Raw genomic sequence first — 21,010 nt, forward strand, 5'->3', positions numbered from 1 at the left:
CCTCTCCTATTTCTTAAAAATTTTACATTAAAGTCTGATTAAAATCTACTTGATATATCACAACTTTATTGAATAATTAAATCATAAAGTCTAACTTTGTATTAAACGAAATGAATTTTTATTCATTTTAAAACACCACTTAATGCTAGAACTTGTACTATCTGCCATCATATTAGGATTTATGCTGAGCCTGGTTTTCATAGGACCTATTTTTTTCCTGTTAATTGAAACCAGCTTTTCCAGAGGCCCCAGACATGCCTTGTCACTAGATCTTGGTGTGATTACTGCAGATTTATTATGCATTGTAGCGGCGTACTATGCCAGTACAGATATTGTTTCTTTAATTGATAAACATCCCGGTTTTTACAGGATCACCTCTATTCTTATTTTCATCTATGGAATTGTGATGCTGGTAACCAAAACCAAAATGCACATGCCCGGAGAAGAAAAGATCATTGGTCAAAATTATATTAAGACCTTTTTCAATGGTTTTTTCTTTAATCTTCTGAATGTTGGAGTCATCCTTTTCTGGCTGGTAACGGTAATTTCCGTAAGGAATCAATATCCGGACACCAGCAGTTTTATTTTATACATCAGCATAGTACTGGCCACTTACCTGTCTATAGATCTTGCCAAGATATTTCTGGCCAAGCAATTTCACGATAAATTAACACAAAAACTAGCCAACCAAATCAGAAGAGTTGTTGGCTGTATTCTTATTATCTTCAGTTTCTTTATTTTCCTGCAGAGTTTTAAAAAGTTCAACCAATTTGAAAAACAGCTGGAGGAAGCAGAAAAGAAAGAAGTAAAATATCAAAAAACAAAATGAAAAAAATGATCTTTCCAAAGTCTCTTAAAAAAGGAGACAAAATAGCTGTTATTTCCCCTGCAGGAGCAGTAGATACGACTCAACTGGAAAAGGGAATAGAAATGATTAAAAGTAGAGGTTTTGAACCTGTTCTCGGAGAACATCTCTACACTAAATTTTCAAACGGATATAATTACGCCGGAACAGAAAAGGAAAGAACAAAAGATATCAACTGGGCCTTAAATGATACGGAAATAAAAGCTATATGGGCTTCCAGAGGTGGTTACGGATGCCAGCATCTGCTTCAGCACCTGAAGTTGAAAAACTTTACAGAAAACCCGAAATGGTATATCGGATATTCAGACAATACAGTCATACAAAGTTATCTGCTTAAGAAAGGTTTTGTTTCCATTCATGGACAGACCATCAAAACATCCAGTTTTGGAGTGACAGATGAAAGCTATGATCTGATCTTTGATATCCTTAAAGGCAAAAAGCCTAAATACAGCCTTAAATCTCATCCTTTAAACAAAAAAGGGAATATCCAAGGAGAATTGGTTGGAGGGAATTTAGCCCTTATCTACGCCCTTCTGGGAACCAAATATTCATTCGATTTTAAAGACAAGATTCTGTTTATTGAAGATATCGGAGAAAACTTCTATGCACTGGACCGTATGATTATGAGTCTGGAGCTGGCAGGTGTCTTCAATAAAATCAAAGGATTGATTGTTGGTGGAATGACCAATATGGGAGATGAAAAGGAAAATAAAAGCTATGAAGAAAGCTTTGATGAGTTCGTATATAAGCTTATTTCTGACAGAATTTCAAAATATAAATTCCCCGTAGTATTTGCTTTCCCGAATGGACACATTAAAGACAACAGGCCACTTTTAATCGGTGCAAATATGAAAATGAAAGTGGATGCTAAAGTAAAAATAGATTTTTAAAGCAGCACTACTCTCTTATCTCCAAACTCTTAAATACATACTATGGCTCATCATAATGATTTTGGAAAAATAGCAGAAAATCTCGCTGCTGATTATCTTCAGAAAAATGGTTATAAAATCAAGGCCAGAAACTTTCGTTTTAAACAAAACGAAATTGATATCATTGCTGAAAAAGATAACCAGATTATTATCGTGGAAGTGAAAGCAAGATCTACCGATGCCTTTATGCTCCCTCAGGAAGCTGTCACAAAAACAAAGATAAAATCTATTGTTTCTGCAGCCGATCATTATATGGAGGAATTTAATAAAGATCAGGAAGTCAGATTTGATATTATCTCCGTTCTTCCCGATGATAATAAAGACTTAATCATAGACCATATCAAAGATGCTTTTCAGGCCTTTGATGCAAATTAATAAATCAATACAACAATGTTTGAATGTAACAGAATCATGACATTGATAGAGGAGTGCATTCAGACATGTAACAACCAATTTTATGAAGACAATATTGATCACCGGAGCCACTTCTGGCATAGGTAAAGCCACTGCAGAGCTTCTTGCAAAACAAGGAAACAGAATTATTATTTGTGGAAGGAGAAGTGAGGTGCTGGAAACTGTAAAAACAGAACTTTCTGAATTTACCGAAATATTTAGTTTAATGTTTGATGTAAGGAATCTCGAAGAAGTTGAAACCGCTATTAATTCTCTTCCTGAAAATTGGAAAGAGATTGATGTTCTGATTAATAACGCAGGTAATGCTCACGGATTAGATCCTCTATCAGCAGGTAAGACCAATGACTGGGATTCTATGATTGACGGAAATGTAAAGGGATTACTCTATGTTTCCAAAATGATTATTCCAATTATGAAAACTAAAAATTTAGGTCATATTGTAAATATCAGTTCTGTCGCAGCAAGACAAACTTATGCGAATGGAGTAGTGTACTGTGCAACGAAGAAAGCAGTAGACGTTATTTCAGAAGGAATGAGACTGGAACTTACTGAATTTGGAATCAAAGTGACCAACATTCAGCCCGGTGCTGTAGAAACAGATTTCTCTTTGATAAGATTCAAAGGTGACAGTGAGAAGGCTTCAACTGTATATGCAGGTTATGAACCTTTGAAGGCAGAAGATATTGCTGATGCTATTGCTTACTGTGTGAACGCACCGAAACATGTTACCATTTCAGATATGACCATCTATCCAAGTGCTCAGGCTGAACCAAGAACGATTTATAGAAAATAGTCCAAAATAATGGAGTAAATTTGCAGAAAATTAAATGCGATTTTGCTTTTGCAATATTGCTGTTTAGCTTAAAACAAAAAAATGAAAATTCTATATCTGGAAACATCATCCAAGAACTGTTCAGTAGCCATATCAGACGATGAGAAGCTATTATGCCTTTGCGAAGAAGTTTCTGAAAACTATAAACAATCCGAAAGTCTTCACACCTATGTTGAATGGGCATTGGAAGGAGCGGGAATTTCGCTTAAAGATATTGAAGCCGTTTCTTTAGGAAAAGGACCCGGATCTTATACCGGCTTAAGAATCGGAGCAGCCTCAGCAAAAGGGTTTTGTTATGGACTCAAAGTTCCTTTGATAGCAGTGAATTCTCTTGAAAGTATGATAGAGCCTTTTTTAGGCGATAACTACGATTTTATAATACCTTTGATCGACGCAAGGAGAATGGAGGTTTATACGGCCGTTTATGACGGTAAAACAGGGGAGGAGTTATCCAAGACCGAAGCTAAGATTTTAGATGAAACTTCTTTTGAAGAATTTAAAGATAAAAAAGTTCTGTTTGTAGGGGATGGTGCTAAAAAAGCAAAAGAGATTCTGAATCTCCCTGATGCTGTTTTTAAAGAAGATGTTTATCCTTCTGCACAATATCTCATCAGAAAGACTCTGGAGAAAATACAAAACAAAGAATTTGAAGATATGGCTTATTTTGAGCCTTTTTATCTCAAAGATTTCCATGGAGTAAAGAAAAAGAAAAGCGAAGAATAAATCTTCGCTTTTTTATTTTATTGAGGTCTTGGCGGGATCTTCGATCCTGATTTTGTCTCATTAGGTTTTTTAGGATTTTGTGGTTGACCCGGACTTGCCTGTTGAACTGTATTTATATTATCCAGCTTCTGTACTTTTCCACTGTTCATTTGTGGAACTCCCGTATTTTGGGTGTTAGGTTGTACAGGCGCTCCTGATGGTTGTTGAGGAATATTATTTCCTTTATTGTCCGTTGCCTGGAAGCTGAGGTCACTTTTCAGATAATTCAGCATTTCTTTAGCTCTTATCCCTTCAGGTGTTTTGGAATAATTCAGGGCAATCTGTTCCAACTGCAGAATCATAACTTCCTTCCCACTTGATTTTCCTGCATTGAAAGCATTTAATAAATACAGTTTAGGAACCAGTGCATCTTTCGGAAACTTTTGAATCGTCTGATCTATAATATCTTTACTTTCCACAAATTTTTCTGATTCAAATAACGCATACGCCTTTTTGTATTCGTTTTCAACTTCTTCAGTTGATTTTACAAATGACTTGTTCTTAGGATTTCTGGCAAATTCAGCGTAAGAAGTATAAGGATAATCAGCTAAGAGAATTTGTTTTGCTCTTTCAGAAGCCTGTGGATTTTTCTCATAATTCATAGCAAAAATCTCATACAGTGCCTGTAGCATTACTTTTTCTTCCGGTTTTACATCTACAAGGTCATAAAGCGTTTTCGTAGCCAGTGGAGTATTGGTAAAATAATTCTGATACATAATTCCCAAACCTAAAGAAGCGGTATCTCTGTCTTTTTTTAACTGAGATAATTTTCCCTGATCTGTAGGAATCTGTTCAATATAGTACGCAGGCTCAAAACGTCTTGGATTGGGCGCTGAAGTTACTCCTAACGCTTCATTTTTCATATCTTCAATAGAGGCCATTTTCTTAGAAGAACGCCAGTTATCAGCAAGAGCACGGTCTCCCCAGATTTGCTTAAATGAAGAGGTACCTTTGCTTACCGTTCCTGAATTGCTGAAATAAAATCCTTTTGTCGTGATTCCGAAGTCCTCAAAAGAATTAGAGCTGTTGGCAAAAATAGAGTTGGCACTATAATCTCCGGTATCAAAACCTTTACTTCTTTCTGCACGTCTTCTTTCCTGTTCTTCTTTCTCTTCTTTAATCTTTAGTTTGGCAATATATTTTGTGAAATAATCTGTTTTCTGGCCATCATTCATCTTTGCCAGAGAAAGAATACTGTCATTCTTTTTAATAAGATAATAGTTTTTGGAAATCTTTTTGATGTATTCGGATTGATCCTTTAATAAGATCTTTGAAGGTTCATAGGTCATTACAGCAAGCGCAGAATCATAATAACTTCCAGCTCCGATATAATCATTTTTGTCAAGGTAGCTTTTTCCTATTTCATAATAAGCCAATCCACGGATCTGAGGATCAGAAACCTTTTCAAAAAGGGATTTTCTGAAGAATTGCTGAGCTTCATCCTTTTTACCAGCTTTATTGGCCATTAACCCTAAAGCATAGTAAAATTCATTTTTTCTGGAGCCATACATTCCTTTTTTACTGATTCCTTCCAGATAATTTTTTGCTCCGGCATAGTCACCTTTACCGTTAAAAGTTTTGGCGATGGCAACCTGAGATTTTACTTCAAATTCGAAATCACTGGCATATTTATACGCTGCAGCATAGCTTTCTCTTGCTTTATCATTCTGGTTCAGATTTTCCAGAACCTGACCTCTCAGATAAGCGATTCTACTCTTCAGTTTTCTGTTGCTGTTCAGTTCAAAAGCATTATCAAGTTCTTTGGCGGCCTCTTCTTTCTTCCCGGCATCAAGCAAAGATTCAGAATAATAAATACTCAGAAGCTTTGCATAGCTTTTACTGATATCTTCACTTTTCAGTTTGGCAAAAGTTTCATGTGCCCTGTGATAATCTTTGATTTTATCATACGCAAGCCCTTGATAAATTCTTGCGAGTGCAATCCTTTTATCATCTTTCATACGGGTGAAAACATAATTCAGAGCGTCAAGTGCCTCAAGAGATTTGCCCCGATAAATTCTTGCCTGGGCAAGGATCATGTAGGCATCAAAAATCTGTTTATTTTTCTCTTCACCATTTCTGGTTACAGAATATTTATTAATAGCTTTTAAAGCTTTTGCTTCTGCAATTTCCAGCGTAGTAGCTCCTTTAGACTGTTCCCCGTCAGGTCTTGAAGGCCCGCCTCCCGGAGGTCCTCCAGGGATATTCGGAACTCCTGAATTACCTCTTCCCGAAGGTCTGTTGGCTACTTCAGCCATCTTCATAGAATTTTCGGCAAAAGCCTCAGTCTGTCCAAGATCACTTCCCAAAGGCTGTTCTTCGTAAGTCAGAATAGGAATATAAGGAGCATAAAAGTTGTCCTTATGCCCTTTGTCTCTGGTGGTAAACTCACTGTTTAATGCATCTTTTGCATTAAATAATGTGTTATAATATGTGGAAAATCCTTTCAATACTCTTGAACGCTGCTCCGGCTTTTTTGTTTTGGTAGCACATGAAGCAACTAGACATATGACTAAAAGGAATAATATATTCTTTTTCATTATTCAATATAACTCGCTAATCTGCTTTTTATTATCAGCAGTTTGATGATTTTGTAAAAATAATAAAATTTTATAATGAATAATATTTATATTTCTTCAGGAAGTATTTTATTTCTTCTTTAATGAGCGTTTTGAACCTGATAATCTTTTAAATAAGAGAAGATTCTTTCAGAATTTTATAAACAAGATGAGTAGGAAGTCCCATAATGGTATAATAACTTCCTGTAAGGCTTGTGATCTTTGCCATTCCCAGCCATTCCTGAACACCATAACTGCCGGCTTTATCAAAAGGCTTATAATTCTGAATGTAATAGGTTATTTCTTCCTCTGAAAGTTTGTCCAGAGTAACATCCGCTACATCTGTTTCTGTAAAAGACTTATTGGCTGTTTTGATGGTAATTCCCGTGTAGACCTGATGTGTTCTTCCCGAAAGACTTTGAAGCATGGTAAAAGCGTCTTCTTCATCTTTAGGTTTTCCCAGGATCTGATTATCGATAGCGACTACCGTATCGGCGGTCAGAAGTACTTCACCCGCTTCCAGATCTCTGAAAGCTGAAGCTTTTAAGTCAGAAAGATAAGCTGCAGCGTCTTCTATTTTGATATTTTCCGGGATAATTTCTTCACAGTCTATTTTTACGACTTCAAATTCAAAGCCTAAACTCGAAAGAAGTTCTTTTCTCCTTGGGGATTGTGATGCTAAAAGTAATTTCATACAGATACTTATACAGATTGAGTATTATCGTCATGCCAGTTCCCCTGAACTTTCATTACCTGTTCAATTACATCACGAACTGCACCCGTTCCTCCTTTTTTAGGGGAAATATAATCGGAAATTCCTTTTACTTCAGGAACAGCATTTTCAGGACATGCCGCAATGGCTGAACTTTCCATGATATGAATATCCGGAAGATCATCACCCATGGTCAGAATTTCTTCATTTTTAAGATTATATTTCTTCTTAAAGTCTTCGAAATCATCTATTTTATTGTGAGACTTCGGATAGTAATCCTGAATCCCCAGATAATTGATTCTGTGCTTTACCATTTCATCATTTCCTCCGGTAATAACACCGATTAAATAATTGTTTTTTAAGGCTTTTACTACCGCATATCCGTCCAGAACATTCATTACCCTGCACATATTTCCTCCGGGAAGAAGATAAACACTTCCGTCAGTGAAAACTCCGTCAACATCAAATACAAATGCTTTAATATCTTTTAATTTCTCTTTATAACTCATACATTTTCTGAATAGAATGATTCATTGTTTTATAAATTTCAAGACTTTCGTCTTTTAATAACTGTTCATGCAGCTGTAAAATCCTTACATCATTTCTTACTGCCGGACCGGTTTGTGCCATTTTGGGTTCAATTTCATGAATTTTCTGAACCGTTTCATCAATGAGGGGTAAGAAATAATCAAACGGAATATCCTGGGAATCTGAAATTTCTTTAGCTCTTGAAAAAAGATGATTCACAAAATTGCAGGCAAAAACAGCCGTCAGGTGAATATATTTTCTTTTTTCATGATTGCTTTCCATTACTCTTTCCGAAATCTTTGAAGCAAGATCAAACAATATTTTCTGATCTTTTTCATTTTCTGCCTCTATGAAAAACGGAATTTTTTCATATTCCAGTTCTTTGGATTTTGAAAAAGTCTGTAAAGGGTAGAAGCTGGATTTTCTATACTTACCAGCCAGAACTTCTTTTGGAAGAGATCCTGAGGTATGGGCAACCAGGCAATCTTTTTTGGTAATAATTTTTGAAACTTCTTCTACAGAATGATCACTTACACAAAGAATATAAAGATCTGCTTCTTCCAGATGATCTGTAGAGTAAGGAATATTTAATTCTTCAGAAATTTTACCTAATTCTTTTTCGTTCCTCCCAAAAATCTGGGCCAGAGGAATATCCTTCAAAGTGAAAGCTTTTGCCATATGATAGGCAACATTTCCGGAACCGATGATTACAATTTGCATATAACAAATATAAGATTTTAAGCTGAGCCGGGAAAGGAAGAACACTTCAGAAATCCTGTACTTCAATATAGGCACGTTTATTGCGTAAGTGTCTCATATTATTTTTAATATTTACATTGAAAATTGAATTTTTAATTTAACTTTCAGCTATTTTTGTAATCCAAAACAATGAAGGCATCTTATGAAGATTAAGGACGCGGAAATAATTTCGTTGATGCAGAATCCACGGACCCAGGATAAAGGGGTTCGTGCCTTGATGGACGCCTATCAAAGCAGATTGTACTGGCACATAAGAAGAATTATTGTGGACGGAGATCTTGCACAGGATACTTTGCAGGAAACTTTTATTAAAGCATATCAGAATTTTCATCAGTTCAAAAATGATAGCCAGTTGTATACCTGGTTGTACAGAATCGCTACCAACGAAGCGTTACAGCAGGTTAACAAAATGAAAAAAATGCAGAAAACGGATGAGGATCCGGAGTATCATATGCAGAATCTTGTTGCAGATAATACAGAAGGTGATGCTGAAGAAATACAGATTTTACTGCAGAACGCTATACAGAGTCTGCCCGAAAAGCAGAAACTGGTATTTATGATGCGGTATTATGATGATTTACCTTACGAAGAAATATCAAAAATTGTAGATATGTCGGTAGGGACGTTGAAAACGAATTATCATTATGCCAAACAGAAAATAGAAGATTATATTAAAGAAAATTACGAAAAATAATTTTTGACCAACAAAGATGAAAGAGTTCGACATAGAAAAATTAGAGCGTAAAAACATTTACACAGTTCCTGATAATATGTTTGAAAGTATTCAGGAGAGCGTTATGAATGATATAAAGACAAGTAAAAAAGCACCTGTCTTTAAGCTGAACTGGATGTATGCAGCAGCTGCATCACTGGCTTTGATTTTTGGAGCAACTTATGTTTTTAATTCAGATAACAATTCCACGGAACAAATCCTGAACTCTAAAACAACCTATGTTGCCAATAACGGAGAGCCCAAAACAGAAAGCGAGCTGGCTTATGAAACTTTAAAATCTGATTTAACTTCTGTTGAAAATAATAATCAAACAGTTGAAAATCAAAAAAATAACAATGTTTATGCTTCTAAAAGTGTAAGCGAAACTAAAAAAACAGCAGAGAGCCCTAAACCGGTGAAAACTGTAAAGAAAAAAGAAGAAACACGAATGAATGAATATCTGGACTCGTTTTCTAATTCTGAAATTGCAGAGTTAGCAAGTAATTCGACTCAGGACGTTTATTTGGATATTTATAATTAAAAGAAAATGAAAAAGATATTATTGACGTTTTTGATTATTTATGGCTTTGGATTAAACGCCCAAAGGACAGATTATGATTGGAAAAAGATGGATCCTAAACAAAGGAAAGAAGTCATCAATAATCTTTCTCCGGAAGAAAGAAAAGATCTCCTGAAGAAATTCAGGAATAATATGATCATGGATAATCTGAATGTCGATCCAGATGATAAAGCCGAATTTACACAATTGTATAACGAATATCTGGATAGCCAGAAGCAGATAAAAAGTCAGTTTAATTCTAACTTTGATCCCGAAACTTTATCAGATGACGAAGCGAAAGCTAAGTTGCAGCAAAGTTTTGAAGTAGGGCAGAAGCTATTGGATAACAGGAAAAAATATGCAGATAAAATGCAGCAGGTAATTCCCTGCCAAAAAGTTCTGAAACTGTTTCAATCCGAAAAGATGATGAAGGATAAAATGGATGAAAGAAAGCCTCACGGAAATAATAACAATGCTTCCGGAACTAAACAGAACCCATAATAGTTTATTTTTTTAATGTTGGACGGCTCTTACAGATTTTTTCTGTGAGAGCCGTTTAATTTTACACCAAAAAAAATTATTTTTACTACAAAGTTTATCTATGAAAAAAGTACTTTTCTTTTTATTGTTTTCGATCGTATTATGGGGTCAGAAAACAGAAACAATTGATCTTTCAAAATCTATTAAAGACAGCAAAAACTCTATCAAAAGTTTTACGGTGATAGATCAAAGATCCAATCAGGAAATCGGAATGGTCATGTACCATAAGGATGAAGTGAAAGTTGTTTTCGAAAATAATGCAGGCAAAGACATACAGGATTGGTTTTATAAGTACAATCCGACACGAGGAAATAATGATATGGTTTTTTTGCTTGAAAATTTAAGTATTTCAGAAGATAAGAAGGAAAAGTACTCTATCGGAAAGCTTGAATTAAAGGCAAGTACATTTATTAAGAAAGAAGACGGATATCATTTTATGGATAGAATAGACACTATCGCAACCGTCTCATCCCGTACAACACCTTATCTGGCACAAAGCCTGGCAAGAAAAGTGACTTTAATTCTTACCGATCTTTTTAAGGACTCTTATAAAGCGACGCCTTGGGAACTTAGTATTTCAGAAAATGATTTTTCTGATTATACCTCTGTATTAAAAGAAAAACTGAGCATTCTAAAAGCAAACGAACTTAAAGAAGGGGCTTATAAAGACTATTACAGCTTTTTTACCCACAATCCTGAACCAGGATTTACTTTGCAGGCGAATGATAAAGGAATCGTTACAAAGGCTGTAAAAGGAGATGAAAAAACAGCAATAAGACATTTCTATGCTTTTGTCTATAAGGGCATCGCGTACAAAAATATTCCTGTGGGTTACACTGAGATTTTCAAAGATGATAATGGAGTTTTTATAGAAGCAACAAAAGCAGAATTATTTCCTGAAACGGCTACAACCGGGGTTACAATTGGTGCTGCTGCGGGTGGTTTGATTGGTGGTGTTATTGGTGCTGTGATCGATGTCAGTTTATCAGGTAAAAAAAAGAATACTGCAGGACCTAAAGTTTATCTTGATCCTTTTACTGGAAATTATCTATTACCCGAAGACTTTGGCAAAACAAAATAATATTTAAAAAGAGGGAAAATTTTACCTCTCTTCTTATTGTTATCTGTGTTTCAGTTAAAAGAAAGAATTAAGAATGAAAAATTCTCCTGCATTTTCTTATCTTTGCAAACTACAAGATTCTTAAATGAAAAACATACGAAATTTTTGCATAATCGCTCATATCGACCATGGTAAAAGTACCCTGGCAGACCGTCTATTGGAGTACACGAATACTGTTACCCAAAGAGAATTACAGTCTCAGACGCTTGATGATATGGATTTGGAGAAAGAACGTGGGATTACCATTAAATCACACGCTATTCAGATGGATTATGAGTATAAAGGAGAAAAATATATTTTAAACCTTATTGATACCCCGGGACACGTTGACTTCTCTTATGAAGTTTCCCGTTCTATTGCTGCCTGTGAAGGTGCACTTCTTATTGTAGATGCTGCACAGAGTATTCAGGCTCAAACCATTAGTAACCTGTATCTTGCATTGGAAAATGATTTAACGATCATTCCGATTCTAAATAAAATTGACCTTCCGTCTGCGAACCCTGAAGAAGTAACCGATGAGATCATGAACCTTATCGGATGCGAATATGAAGATGTATTGAGAGTTTCAGGAAAAACAGGAGAAGGTGTTCATAACCTTTTAGAGCAGATTGTTGAAAGAATTCCTGCACCGGTAGGAGATCCTGACGGACCACTTCAGGCTTTGATCTTTGACTCTGTATACAACCCGTTCAGAGGTATTGAAGCTTATTTCAAAGTAGTGAACGGAAGCATCACTAAAAATGAAAAGATTAAGTTCTTTGCTACAGGAAAAGAATATGGAGCTGATGAAGTAGGTACATTAAAACTAAAGCAGGTTCCAAAGATAACAATCCATTGTGGTGACGTAGGATATCTTGTATCGGGTATTAAAGATGCCCGTGAAGTAAAAGTAGGAGATACCATCACTTCTTTTGAAAACCCTGCTAGTGGACCAATTGATGGATTCGAGGAAGTAAAACCAATGGTATTTGCCGGGATTTACCCAATTGATTCTGAAGATTTTGAAGAATTAAGATTCTCTCTTGAAAAGTTAAGACTGAATGATGCTTCTCTGGTTTTCGAGCCGGAAAGTTCAGCAGCTCTTGGTTTTGGTTTCCGTTGCGGATTCTTGGGAATGCTACACATGGAAATTGTTCAGGAACGTCTTGACAGAGAGTTCAATATGAACGTAATCACCACGGTACCGAACGTTTCTTATTTTGGATATACTAAAAAAGAACCTGAAGTTCCGATTTTGATCAACAACCCGTCTGAAATGATGGATCCTTCAACGATGGACAGAGTAGAAGAACCTTTCATCAAGGCTTCTATCATTACAAAATCCGACTTCGTAGGAGCTGTAATGACTTTATGTATCGAAAAAAGAGGAGAAATCGTTAACCAGAGTTATCTGACATCAGAAAGAGTAGAGTTAATTTTTAATATGCCGCTTGCTGAGGTTGTATTCGACTTCTATGACAGATTAAAATCTATCTCTAAAGGATATGCTTCATTCGATTATCATCCAATCGGATTCAGAGCTTCAAAGCTTGTAAAAATGGATATCCTGATCAATGGTGATATGGTAGATGCTTTATCTTCATTGATTCACGATTCTAATGCTTATTACATCGGTAAAAGAATGTGTGAAAAGCTTCGTGAACTGATCCCGAGACAACAGTTTGATATTGCTGTTCAGGCTGCATTAGGGACGAAAGTAATCGCAAGAGAAACGATTAAAGCTTTAAGAAAAGACGTTACCGCAAAATGTTACGGTGGAGATATTTCCAGAAAACGTAAACTATTGGAAAAGCAGAAAGAAGGTAAAAAGAAAATGAAGCAGATTGGTAGAGTAGAAGTACCACAATCAGCGTTCATGGCTGTACTAAAGTTAAATGATTAATTATTAATCTATTATAAAATAAAAACCGCTTCTGATGAAGCGGTTTTTTTTGTACATTTATAAAAACACATTATTAAATGAAATCAGAAGAAATAAAAGATTTATTCTATAAATTTGAAGAAGCAGCCTCTGAACTAGAGGGAATAGAGTGTTGGAGTGCAAGAGATTTACAAATATTATTGGGATATAGTAAATGGGAAAACTTTGAAAAAGTAATTATAAAGGCCAAAGATGCTTGTAAAAACGTTGGAGAGTTAATTGAGTATCATTTTCCTGATGTCAGGAAAACGATACAAATGCCTAAAGGAGCGGAGAAAGAAATAGATGATATTTTACTAACAAGATATGGCTGTTACTTAATCGCACAAAACGGCGATAGTAGAAAACAGGAAATATCTTTCGCCCAGAACTATTTTGCTGTTCAAACCAGGAGAGCGGAATTGGTGGAACAGAGGTTGTTAGAATATGAAAGAATCAAAGCTCGCGAAAAATTAAGTCAGACTGAAAAACAACTTTCAGGAATTTTATATGAAAGAGGGGTTGATAGCCAGGGATTTGCTGTGATAAGAAGTAAAGGAGATCAAGCGCTTTTTCGTTTAAATACAAACATGTTAAAGAAAAAAATGAAAGTTCCTGAAAGCAGACCAGTAGCAGATTTTTTACCTACAATTAGTATTAAAGCTAAAGATCTGGCAGCTGAAATGACAGGTTTGAATGTTCAAAATAAAAACTTAAAAGGGCAATTAAATATTAAGAAGAGCATATAGATAATAATGTTGCTGTTAGAAATATGTTGACAAACAGAGGAATAGTCCCTGAAGATTTACCTCCGGCAGAGGATGTGAAAAAATTACAAAGAAAATTAGATGGTGATGAAAAGAATGTTTTAAAGCAGACTAAAAAACCTTTTAAGAAATAATTTATAAAACAAAAACCGCTTCCAACGAAGCGGTTTTCTTATTGATTTATTTTTTACGGGTATATTTTATTTCCATTGTTTTGTACTCCTTCCCGGTTTTAGAATCGGGGCCGAACATTTCCAGTTTTTGAGTATTATCATCTACAAAAGTGAATACTTCTCTGAAATCACAATCCTTTCCAGGTCTTGAAGGATCTGTCATTTTTCCTTTAAATTCAACCGATTTTGTGGAAGGATTCCAGTCTCCTTCACCATGCATGATTCCGGTTCCCATATTGTCAATCCAAGTACTGACAAACTTCTTCTTTGAGTTGTCATATCCTACAATGCTCATCCCCTCAAAAGGCATTCCCATAAAGTCACCTTTGTGATTAGTCATTTGATAACGTCCGCCAAACATCATTTTATTGGTAGCCTCGGATTTACTCATCATCGGTTTTGCCCCGTTTTCCATCCACATGGAAGTTTCTCCGTTCCAGGTTCCATCAGATTTTGCAAGCATTTTTTGCATTTCTCCCGGAGTTGAGTACGCCATCCAGTCTTTCATGGCGGTTGCTGAATCTACAGGTTTCCATTCAGAGGTAGATGCTGAATCTGTTTTGTCAGAACCAGTGGCAGCTGTTGTTTTTCCTTTCTCACAAGCTATTAATAATAAAACTGCAGAAAGAATTGTTAATAAATTTTTCATAATAATTTAGTTTTAAGATGGTTAGAAAGATAACTTAAAGATAAGAACTTTTATTATAACGGAAATTATTTTTTAATACAGGCATAAATCGTAGCTTTGTGTATTCGTAACGCAAATCAATTTATGGAGTCTCCAAAAAAATTACAGGATATAAAAGTGGCTGTAGATGCCGTTATTTTCGGATATTTTGATAAAAAAGATCTTCAGATCCTTCTGATTAAAAGAAATATTAAACCTTTTAAAGGAGGATGGGCACTTCCGGGAGGACTTGTTCTGGATGATGAAAGTGTAGATGATGCGGTAAAAAGAGAACTCTATGAAGAAGCAGGCATAAAGCCCGATTTTTTAGAACAACTGTATACTTTTGGTAATCTGGGTCGTGATCCGAGAAACAGAGTGGTTTCTGTGGCTTATTTAGGGCTTGTAAACCCTTCTTATCATGAGCTGTTTGCTGACTCAGATGCGGAAGATGCACAGTGGTTCAGCATTAATAAACTTCCTTCAGTGGCCTTTGATCATAAAACAATCATTGAGACTGCTCTAAAAAGACTTCGTACAAAAATTCAATACCAGCCAATCGGCTTCAATCTTCTCAATGAAGAATTCCCTTTTTCAGACCTTGAAAACCTCTATAAAACAATTGTCGGACAGGAAATTGACAGAAGAAATTTCCGTAAAAAAATCATGAGCTACGGACTGCTTAATGAAACCAACAACGTAAAAAAAGAAGGCAGTGGCAGACCTGGAAAACTTTTTACTTTTAATAAAGAAAAATATAAAGAGCTGGAAGAGCAGGGCTTTTATTTTGAAATCAAATAAGATGTGTAAACACTAATTTCACGAATGTTTTGCACGAATAGTCACTAATATTTTGTCACTTATGTTCACAAATAATGTGGAGCGTAAGAAACATATTCTAATAAACTCATTAAAATACTTTCAATAGGAACGGGCTATAATCCTGAGTTTAGTCGAAGGAAGCCCGTTTTTTTATCATTTAATTCAATTAGCTTTAGCCTAAACGCATCAAATTTGTGTCATTTGTGATTAAAATTTGTGTTATTCGTGTTTTTCAAAATTAAATTTTTATCACTGTAAATCAATTGATTATATTTATTAGCGTAAAATTAACACAAATAAATTTGCTGCAAAGACTGATATTGTTTTAAATTTGTGTCAAAATAACGCAATCATGAAATACACCTTACAAAATATTACAGAAAGTTTTCAGAAGAAAGAAAAGATAAAGTTCTTCTTTTTCTGGGGACATACAGCAAAAGATATCGTTACCAAATCATGTTTCAGCCAATGGTTTCCAGGAAGTTTTGAAGAGAACGGGATAGTTTATAAAACAGCAGAACATTATATGATGGCTGGAAAAGCAAGATTATTTAATAATGCTGAAATGGAAAAGGAAATCTTAAAAGCGACTACTCCTAATCAGGCAAAAGCGCTTGGACGAAAAGTGAAAGACTTTGATCCGAAACTTTGGGATGAACATAAATATCAGATAGTAACTCAGGGAAATCTTTTGAAATTCTCTCAAAATCAGAAATTTAAAGACTTCCTTTTATCAACCGGAGACAAAGTTTTAGTGGAGGCAAGTCCTTATGATAGAATCTGGGGAATCGGGATGCTGGAAACCGATAACAGAGCTGAAAACCCTCTATTATGGAACGGAGAAAACCTTTTAGGATTTGCTTTGATGGAGGTAAGAGATGAATTAAGAAGGTAAAAACACAAACCAGGCACAAAATATTAATTATGGAAAAAATAGAATTACACCCACAGATATTTCTGATTGAAGATTTTCTGACTGAAACAGAATGTGATCATTACATCAGTCTTTCGCAGGAAAAAGTTTTTGAAGAAGCAAAAATCAATGTTTTCGGACGTCAGCAAATGAATAAAGGGATCAGAAATAATGACCGACTGATGATTTTTGATACTGCAATTGCTGAAGAGCTCTTCAATAAGGCTACAGAATTTTTACCTCAGGAATATGCTGGATATCAGATTATTAACTTTAATGAAATGCTCAGAGTTTATAAATATGCTCCCGGACAGCAGTTCAAAATGCACAGAGATGGAAGTTATATCCGAAATGAAAGAGAGAAAAGCTTTTACACCTTTATGATTTACCTGAATGATGATTTTGAAGGAGGAGAAACAGAATTTGAAAACCTTTTTACCGTTGCTCCAAAGAAAGGAACTGCTCTGATTTTTCACCATCCATTAAGACATGAAGGAAAAACACTGATCAGTGGATTGAAATATGTTTTGAGAACAGATGTAATGTATTCAAAAGTATAAATCATCCGGATTAGAGAAAGGCATTACTGTGTCTGGTTTAATTAGCGTAATATTAACACAAATAAAAATATTTGATCATGGAAGATGAATTAAAACCCAGATTTATCGAATCATTACAAAGAAATAATGATCAGATCAGAGAAGACCGTGCTAGAATCATCGGAGCAGATTCCGAACTGATCTACAGACGCAGAGTTGAAGATATCGAACTAAAAATCAAAAGACTTGAGCGTGAACAGGAAGGGCTTATTGATATCAGTCCTTTAGACAGAAACAGTCTGACTTTTGCGGATTTTAATCCCGAAGCATTTGTTCAGAAAGACATGGAATTATCATTAACAATCAGAAATCTGAATATTCAGCTCGAAGTAACCCAAAAGAGATTTGAATATTTATTTGGAAAAACATTGTAGTCATGGGAAGTACAAGATACGATTTAGACGCTCGTTATGACAGAGCAAGTAAAGCAGGTTACGGAACAAAATCCGCAGGGGAAATTTTCACCCAGAATGCCAAAAGAATGGCTCACGAATCTATGAACCCTCACGGAATTTCTTTCAGAGAATCCAGAGATTCAGTAGTTCATCCTCATTCCGTTCCGATTATTTTAGGACTGGATGTTACCGGAAGTATGGGACATATTCCTCACGAACTGATCAGAGAAGGATTACCGAAACTCATGGGAGGAATTATCCAGGGAGGCGTTCCCGATCCTGCCTTATTGTTTCTTGGAATTGGAGATCATGAATGTGATGGCTATCCCCTTCAGGTCGGGCAGTTTGAATCAGGAGATGAAGAACTGGATATGTGGCTCACACGAACTTACATTGAATCCGGAGGAGGTGGAAATGCAGGAGAAAGTTATCTTTTAGCGTGGTATTTTGCCGCTTTTCACACCAGAACGGATGCTTTTGAAAAAAGAGGACAGAAGGGATTACTGTTTACTGTAGGTGATGAACCTTGTTTAAAAACACTTTCAGCGTCTGCGATCAGGGAAATTATGGGAAAAGGACAGCAAACCTATACTCATTTTGAACTGTTGGAAGAAGCAAAGAAAAAATATGAAGTATACCACATTAGTGTTCTGCACTCTGATCAGGCATTGAGAGCAGACAGAGGCTGGAAAGAATTATTAGGACAAAACTGTATTTCCATAGCAGATCACAGGGAAATTCCGAATGTTATTAAAAATATTATCTGTGATAAATTTAAAAACAAAAGCTTCGGAACAACAGGAACTGGAGGATTAGATCAGTTTCAGATGCTTTAGAAATCTGTCATGGTCATCAGTAAATAGGAATGACAAAGACAAAAGATTTAAAAAAATAAAAGACATGAAAAAGGCGCAAATAGTAATAGGACTTGGTTTTGGAGACGAAGGAAAAGGGATTACTACAGATTTTCTGGCTTCTCAGAATCCGGATGCTGTTGTGGTCAGATTTTCAGGAGGACAGCAGGCTGCACATACCGTAATGATTGATGAAAGAAAGCATGTGCATTCCAGTTTTGCAAGTGGAGCACTTCGCGGTCTGCCTTCTTACTTTACCGAGCACTGTACGATTCATCCGGTTTTTCTACTCAATGAGAGGGAAGAATTAAAAGCAAAAAACGGAAACATTGAGCTTCATATTCATCCATTGGCAAAAGTGACAACTCCTCTTGATGTATGGCAAAACAGAACGAACGCCCGTAATCTGGAACACGGAACCTGCGGAAAAGGAGTAGGAGCCACGATGAAAAGAAACGAAAGTCCTTATAAGCTATTTGCCATAGACCTCATAGCGCCCAAAGAAATGTTGTTAGAAAAGCTGAAAGGAATTGCCTATTACTACGGTTTTGTAGATGAAAGTGAGATTACAGAACTTTTGCAGCCTTTCTTAGATGCTATTGATGCTATTGATTGGAAGATAAATGATTATAACTACCTGGCTTCGTTTGATCACCTTATTTTCGAAGGGAGTCAGGGTATTTTACTCGATATGGATCATGGCGTTTTCCCTAATGTGACCTATGCAAATACGACTTCAAAAAATGCCTGCGAAATCTGTAAGCTTTTAAAGATTGAAGATATTGAAATGTATTATGTGACCAGAAGCTACGCCACCCGCCATGGAAACGGCTGGATGAGCAATGAAAAAGAAATGAATCTGAAAAATAATGAAGAAGAAACCTGTACATTTAATGAGTATCAAAAGGAGTTAAGAACCGGAGAAATAGATTACAAACTGCTGAATTATGCCTTAAAGCTGGATGGAGCCTATGTATTTCCGGTTAAAAAGAATCTTGTTATTACCTGCTTAGATCAGGTTGATGAGCAATTTAAATTAGAAAATCTGGACGTTGAATTGAATACCGTTTATGGATCCTATTCTCCTTATTCAAAAGATTTTAAGCCAATTTTTAAATTTCAAAAAGAAGAAGAAACGATAAGATAAAAGCATTAATTTTATATTTAATGATAGAATAGAAGAATGATAAATGATTGAAAATTAAGAACCATGAAAACCATACAATATTTGAAAGGAGATGCAACAGCCCCACAAGCCAAAGGAACAAAAATCATCGCCCATATCTGTAATGATATCGGAGGCTGGGGAAAAGGATTTGTACTGGCTGTTTCCAAAAGATGGGAAGAACCTGAAAAGAAATACAGAGACTGGCATCGCTTCAGAAGTAAAAATGATTTTGCATTAGGAAAAATTCAGTTGGTCCAGGTTGAAAAATACATATATGTAGCTAATATAATCGGACAAAAAGGAATAAAAACAGGAAGTCATGGAGTTCCTGTTCGATATGATGCTATTGAAAAAGCTCTCGAAAAACTTTCCAGTGAAGCGTTGCTGCTGAATGCAAGCGTTCACATGCCGAGAATTGGATGTGGGCTGGCAGGAGGAAAATGGAAAGAAATAGAACCTATTATTGAAAGAACATTGCTTGCAAAAGAGGTGCAAGTATATGTATATGATTTTGAATAAAAAGAATAACCATGAAAACAACAACATTATATAGACCAGTAGGAGAAAAAGAAATGATCCTGATTATAGAAAGCGGATTTAAAGAATTTCCCCCGAGACTGGAATGGCAGCCCATTTTTTATCCCGTTCTCAATGAAGAATATGCTTCAGAGATCGCAGAAAAATGGAACACCAGAGACGAAGCCGGAAACTATCTTGGTTTTGTAACACAGTTTGATGTACTGGAAGAAGTGACAGCTCAATATCCTGCTCAGAATGTAGGAGCAAGAAATCACAACGAGCTATGGGTTCCATCAGAACAACTGGATAGTTTTAATAAAGCCATTGTAGGAAACATCAAAGTAACCCAAGTATTTATAGGAGATGATTTTGAAAAAGCAGGAAATACGGAGTTGGGAGAACTGATGTCTAATATTAAAAAATTAACCATGACAAATAAAGGAATGGCAAAAGATACCTTAGATATCCTTGCCCAAAAATATTATATAAACGAAAACAACAAAAAAATAAATATAGAAAACGAACTGGAAATCAGTAAAAAAGAAACTGTTCTTTTCACTCCGGAACAACTTTCTGAAATGAAAGAATCTCCGTTACCGGAAATCAGTTTTGAAACAAAAATTGAAACATGGAAATGCAGTTCTTTAAAAGCAATTTTACAATTAGCCGAAGAAGAAAATCAGGAGAAAATCATGTGTCTGAATTTTGCATCAGCAAAAAATCCGGGAGGAGGATTTATCAATGGAGCGGAAGCACAGGAAGAAAGCCTGGCAAGAACTTCAGGACTGTATGAAAGCTTACTTCAGGCATGGGATTATTACACAATTCATCGTGCGATGGAATCCTGTTTTTATACTGATACAATGATTTACAGTCCTAAAGTTCCTGTTTTCAGGAAAGATAAGGGAGAATTGCTTCCTAAGCCTGTTCTGTGTAATTTCATCAC

General features: G+C 35.6%; 25 protein-coding genes. 20 read left to right on the plus strand and 5 right to left on the minus strand.

Annotation, left to right across the window (positions count from 1 at the left end):
* The first annotated feature begins 142 nt into the window (after positions 1-142).
* From NK356_RS12185 to tsaB, 5 genes are all read left to right on the plus strand, one after another.
* On the plus strand, positions 143-829 hold the full coding sequence (locus NK356_RS12185; RefSeq protein WP_034694031.1) for a LysE family translocator: 687 nt from the start codon (positions 143-145) through the stop codon (positions 827-829).
* Positions 826-1,755 (plus strand): LD-carboxypeptidase, encoded by a 930-nt coding sequence (locus NK356_RS12190; RefSeq protein WP_253317089.1) that lies wholly within the window; start codon positions 826-828, stop codon positions 1,753-1,755. The genes NK356_RS12185 and NK356_RS12190 overlap by 4 nt, the downstream gene beginning before the upstream one ends.
* Before the next feature lie 42 nt (positions 1,756-1,797).
* Positions 1,798-2,169 (plus strand): YraN family protein, encoded by a 372-nt coding sequence (locus NK356_RS12195; protein ID WP_253317090.1) that lies wholly within the window; start codon positions 1,798-1,800, stop codon positions 2,167-2,169.
* A gap of 82 nt (positions 2,170-2,251) precedes the next feature.
* Positions 2,252-3,001 (plus strand): SDR family NAD(P)-dependent oxidoreductase, encoded by a 750-nt coding sequence (locus NK356_RS12200; RefSeq protein ID WP_253317091.1) that lies wholly within the window; start codon positions 2,252-2,254, stop codon positions 2,999-3,001.
* 81 nt (positions 3,002-3,082) lie between these two features.
* The gene (tsaB, locus tag NK356_RS12205; protein ID WP_034694025.1) at positions 3,083-3,763 is read left to right on the plus strand and encodes a tRNA (adenosine(37)-N6)-threonylcarbamoyltransferase complex dimerization subunit type 1 TsaB; all 681 of its coding nucleotides are present in this window, start codon (positions 3,083-3,085) and stop codon (positions 3,761-3,763) included.
* 17 nt (positions 3,764-3,780) lie between these two features.
* On the opposite strand, the gene NK356_RS12210 is transcribed toward tsaB, so the two are convergent.
* The 4 genes from NK356_RS12210 to NK356_RS12225 all read right to left on the minus strand — a co-directional run bounded on the left by NK356_RS12210 (position 3,781) and on the right by NK356_RS12225 (position 8,317).
* Positions 3,781-6,339, minus strand: a complete 2,559-nt coding sequence (locus NK356_RS12210) for a lipopolysaccharide assembly protein LapB (RefSeq protein WP_253317092.1) — start codon at positions 6,337-6,339, stop codon at positions 3,781-3,783.
* 148 nt (positions 6,340-6,487) lie between these two features.
* Entirely contained in the window at positions 6,488-7,051 is a 564-nt protein-coding gene (locus NK356_RS12215) for a nucleoside triphosphate pyrophosphatase (protein ID WP_034694021.1), read from the minus strand.
* A gap of 8 nt (positions 7,052-7,059) precedes the next feature.
* Positions 7,060-7,578 (minus strand): HAD family hydrolase, encoded by a 519-nt coding sequence (locus NK356_RS12220; protein WP_034694018.1) that lies wholly within the window; start codon positions 7,576-7,578, stop codon positions 7,060-7,062.
* Entirely contained in the window at positions 7,568-8,317 is a 750-nt protein-coding gene (locus NK356_RS12225; RefSeq protein ID WP_253317093.1) for a Rossmann-like and DUF2520 domain-containing protein, read from the minus strand. Before NK356_RS12225 ends, NK356_RS12220 begins: the two co-directional genes overlap by 11 nt.
* A gap of 181 nt (positions 8,318-8,498) precedes the next feature.
* Here NK356_RS12225 and NK356_RS12230 point away from each other — a divergent pair, with 181 nt between their 5' ends.
* From NK356_RS12230 to NK356_RS24275, 7 genes are all read left to right on the plus strand, one after another.
* Entirely contained in the window at positions 8,499-9,050 is a 552-nt protein-coding gene (locus NK356_RS12230; RefSeq protein WP_034694015.1) for an RNA polymerase sigma factor, read from the plus strand.
* Positions 9,051-9,066: 16 nt separating this feature from the next.
* The gene (locus NK356_RS12235; protein ID WP_034694013.1) at positions 9,067-9,609 is read left to right on the plus strand and encodes a hypothetical protein; all 543 of its coding nucleotides are present in this window, start codon (positions 9,067-9,069) and stop codon (positions 9,607-9,609) included.
* Between the two features lie 6 nt (positions 9,610-9,615).
* On the plus strand, positions 9,616-10,128 hold the full coding sequence (locus tag NK356_RS12240) for a hypothetical protein (protein ID WP_034694012.1): 513 nt from the start codon (positions 9,616-9,618) through the stop codon (positions 10,126-10,128).
* Positions 10,129-10,228: 100 nt separating this feature from the next.
* On the plus strand, positions 10,229-11,248 hold the full coding sequence (locus NK356_RS12245; protein ID WP_253317094.1) for a hypothetical protein: 1,020 nt from the start codon (positions 10,229-10,231) through the stop codon (positions 11,246-11,248).
* A 124-nt stretch (positions 11,249-11,372) separates the two neighbouring features.
* A complete protein-coding gene (gene lepA, locus NK356_RS12250; protein WP_253317095.1) occupies positions 11,373-13,169 on the plus strand; it encodes a translation elongation factor 4 in 1,797 nt (598 codons plus the stop codon).
* Between the two features lie 77 nt (positions 13,170-13,246).
* Positions 13,247-13,936, plus strand: coding sequence for a DNA damage-inducible protein D (dinD, locus tag NK356_RS12255; RefSeq protein ID WP_367399304.1), 690 nt, complete (start codon positions 13,247-13,249; stop codon positions 13,934-13,936).
* A gap of 23 nt (positions 13,937-13,959) precedes the next feature.
* Positions 13,960-14,088, plus strand: coding sequence for a hypothetical protein (locus NK356_RS24275; RefSeq protein ID WP_367399305.1), 129 nt, complete (start codon positions 13,960-13,962; stop codon positions 14,086-14,088).
* 46 nt (positions 14,089-14,134) lie between these two features.
* Here the strand turns inward: NK356_RS24275 and NK356_RS12260 are convergent, their stop codons facing one another.
* Positions 14,135-14,776, minus strand: coding sequence for a DUF1579 domain-containing protein (locus tag NK356_RS12260; protein ID WP_034694006.1), 642 nt, complete (start codon positions 14,774-14,776; stop codon positions 14,135-14,137).
* Positions 14,777-14,899: 123 nt separating this feature from the next.
* Here NK356_RS12260 and NK356_RS12265 point away from each other — a divergent pair, with 123 nt between their 5' ends.
* From NK356_RS12265 to NK356_RS12300, 8 genes are all read left to right on the plus strand, one after another.
* On the plus strand, positions 14,900-15,595 hold the full coding sequence (locus tag NK356_RS12265) for an NUDIX domain-containing protein (protein ID WP_253317096.1): 696 nt from the start codon (positions 14,900-14,902) through the stop codon (positions 15,593-15,595).
* A gap of 373 nt (positions 15,596-15,968) precedes the next feature.
* Positions 15,969-16,511, plus strand: a complete 543-nt coding sequence (locus tag NK356_RS12270) for an NADAR family protein (protein WP_253317097.1) — start codon at positions 15,969-15,971, stop codon at positions 16,509-16,511.
* A 29-nt stretch (positions 16,512-16,540) separates the two neighbouring features.
* Positions 16,541-17,089, plus strand: a complete 549-nt coding sequence (locus NK356_RS12275) for a 2OG-Fe(II) oxygenase (RefSeq protein WP_034694000.1) — start codon at positions 16,541-16,543, stop codon at positions 17,087-17,089.
* Between the two features lie 77 nt (positions 17,090-17,166).
* Complete coding sequence (locus NK356_RS12280; RefSeq protein ID WP_034693999.1) at positions 17,167-17,502, plus strand: hypothetical protein; 336 nt, start codon at positions 17,167-17,169, stop codon at positions 17,500-17,502.
* A gap of 2 nt (positions 17,503-17,504) precedes the next feature.
* Positions 17,505-18,359, plus strand: coding sequence for a hypothetical protein (locus NK356_RS12285; protein WP_034693998.1), 855 nt, complete (start codon positions 17,505-17,507; stop codon positions 18,357-18,359).
* 64 nt (positions 18,360-18,423) lie between these two features.
* The gene (locus NK356_RS12290; RefSeq protein WP_253317098.1) at positions 18,424-19,524 is read left to right on the plus strand and encodes an adenylosuccinate synthetase; all 1,101 of its coding nucleotides are present in this window, start codon (positions 18,424-18,426) and stop codon (positions 19,522-19,524) included.
* A gap of 63 nt (positions 19,525-19,587) precedes the next feature.
* The gene (locus NK356_RS12295) at positions 19,588-20,064 is read left to right on the plus strand and encodes a macro domain-containing protein (RefSeq protein ID WP_253317099.1); all 477 of its coding nucleotides are present in this window, start codon (positions 19,588-19,590) and stop codon (positions 20,062-20,064) included.
* Positions 20,065-20,075: 11 nt separating this feature from the next.
* Positions 20,076-21,010, plus strand: a 935-nt coding sequence (locus NK356_RS12300; RefSeq protein ID WP_253317100.1) for a TIGR02452 family protein, incomplete at its 3' end; no start/stop codon positions are given.

Source organism: Chryseobacterium sp. S0630 (assembly GCF_024158915.1).
Lineage (GTDB): Bacteria > Bacteroidota > Bacteroidia > Flavobacteriales > Weeksellaceae > Chryseobacterium.

Bases quoted from the DNA above. Each gene is read 5' to 3' on its own strand.
- NK356_RS12230 (WP_034694015.1), top strand. From the start codon at position 8,499: ATGAAGATTAAGGACGCGGAAATAATTTCGTTGATGCAGAATCCACGG.
- NK356_RS12270 (WP_253317097.1), top strand. From the start codon at position 15,969: ATGAAATACACCTTACAAAATATTACAGAAAGTTTTCAGAAGAAAGAA.
- NK356_RS12195 (WP_253317090.1), top strand. From the start codon at position 1,798: ATGGCTCATCATAATGATTTTGGAAAAATAGCAGAAAATCTCGCTGCT.
- NK356_RS12280 (WP_034693999.1), top strand. From the start codon at position 17,167: ATGGAAGATGAATTAAAACCCAGATTTATCGAATCATTACAAAGAAAT.
- NK356_RS12285 (WP_034693998.1), top strand. From the start codon at position 17,505: ATGGGAAGTACAAGATACGATTTAGACGCTCGTTATGACAGAGCAAGT.
- NK356_RS24275 (WP_367399305.1), top strand. From the start codon at position 13,960: ATGTTGACAAACAGAGGAATAGTCCCTGAAGATTTACCTCCGGCAGAG.
- NK356_RS12295 (WP_253317099.1), top strand. From the start codon at position 19,588: ATGAAAACCATACAATATTTGAAAGGAGATGCAACAGCCCCACAAGCC.
- NK356_RS12260 (WP_034694006.1), bottom strand. From the start codon at position 14,776: ATGAAAAATTTATTAACAATTCTTTCTGCAGTTTTATTATTAATAGCT.
- NK356_RS12265 (WP_253317096.1), top strand. From the start codon at position 14,900: ATGGAGTCTCCAAAAAAATTACAGGATATAAAAGTGGCTGTAGATGCC.
- NK356_RS12275 (WP_034694000.1), top strand. From the start codon at position 16,541: ATGGAAAAAATAGAATTACACCCACAGATATTTCTGATTGAAGATTTT.
- NK356_RS12235 (WP_034694013.1), top strand. From the start codon at position 9,067: ATGAAAGAGTTCGACATAGAAAAATTAGAGCGTAAAAACATTTACACA.
- NK356_RS12215 (WP_034694021.1), bottom strand. From the start codon at position 7,051: ATGAAATTACTTTTAGCATCACAATCCCCAAGGAGAAAAGAACTTCTT.
- NK356_RS12210 (WP_253317092.1), bottom strand. From the start codon at position 6,339: ATGAAAAAGAATATATTATTCCTTTTAGTCATATGTCTAGTTGCTTCA.
- NK356_RS12240 (WP_034694012.1), top strand. From the start codon at position 9,616: ATGAAAAAGATATTATTGACGTTTTTGATTATTTATGGCTTTGGATTA.
- NK356_RS12225 (WP_253317093.1), bottom strand. From the start codon at position 8,317: ATGCAAATTGTAATCATCGGTTCCGGAAATGTTGCCTATCATATGGCA.
- NK356_RS12200 (WP_253317091.1), top strand. From the start codon at position 2,252: ATGAAGACAATATTGATCACCGGAGCCACTTCTGGCATAGGTAAAGCC.
- NK356_RS12190 (WP_253317089.1), top strand. From the start codon at position 826: ATGAAAAAAATGATCTTTCCAAAGTCTCTTAAAAAAGGAGACAAAATA.
- NK356_RS12245 (WP_253317094.1), top strand. From the start codon at position 10,229: ATGAAAAAAGTACTTTTCTTTTTATTGTTTTCGATCGTATTATGGGGT.
- lepA (WP_253317095.1), top strand. From the start codon at position 11,373: ATGAAAAACATACGAAATTTTTGCATAATCGCTCATATCGACCATGGT.
- NK356_RS12185 (WP_034694031.1), top strand. From the start codon at position 143: ATGCTAGAACTTGTACTATCTGCCATCATATTAGGATTTATGCTGAGC.
- NK356_RS12290 (WP_253317098.1), top strand. From the start codon at position 18,424: ATGAAAAAGGCGCAAATAGTAATAGGACTTGGTTTTGGAGACGAAGGA.
- tsaB (WP_034694025.1), top strand. From the start codon at position 3,083: ATGAAAATTCTATATCTGGAAACATCATCCAAGAACTGTTCAGTAGCC.
- NK356_RS12220 (WP_034694018.1), bottom strand. From the start codon at position 7,578: ATGAGTTATAAAGAGAAATTAAAAGATATTAAAGCATTTGTATTTGAT.
- dinD (WP_367399304.1), top strand. From the start codon at position 13,247: ATGAAATCAGAAGAAATAAAAGATTTATTCTATAAATTTGAAGAAGCA.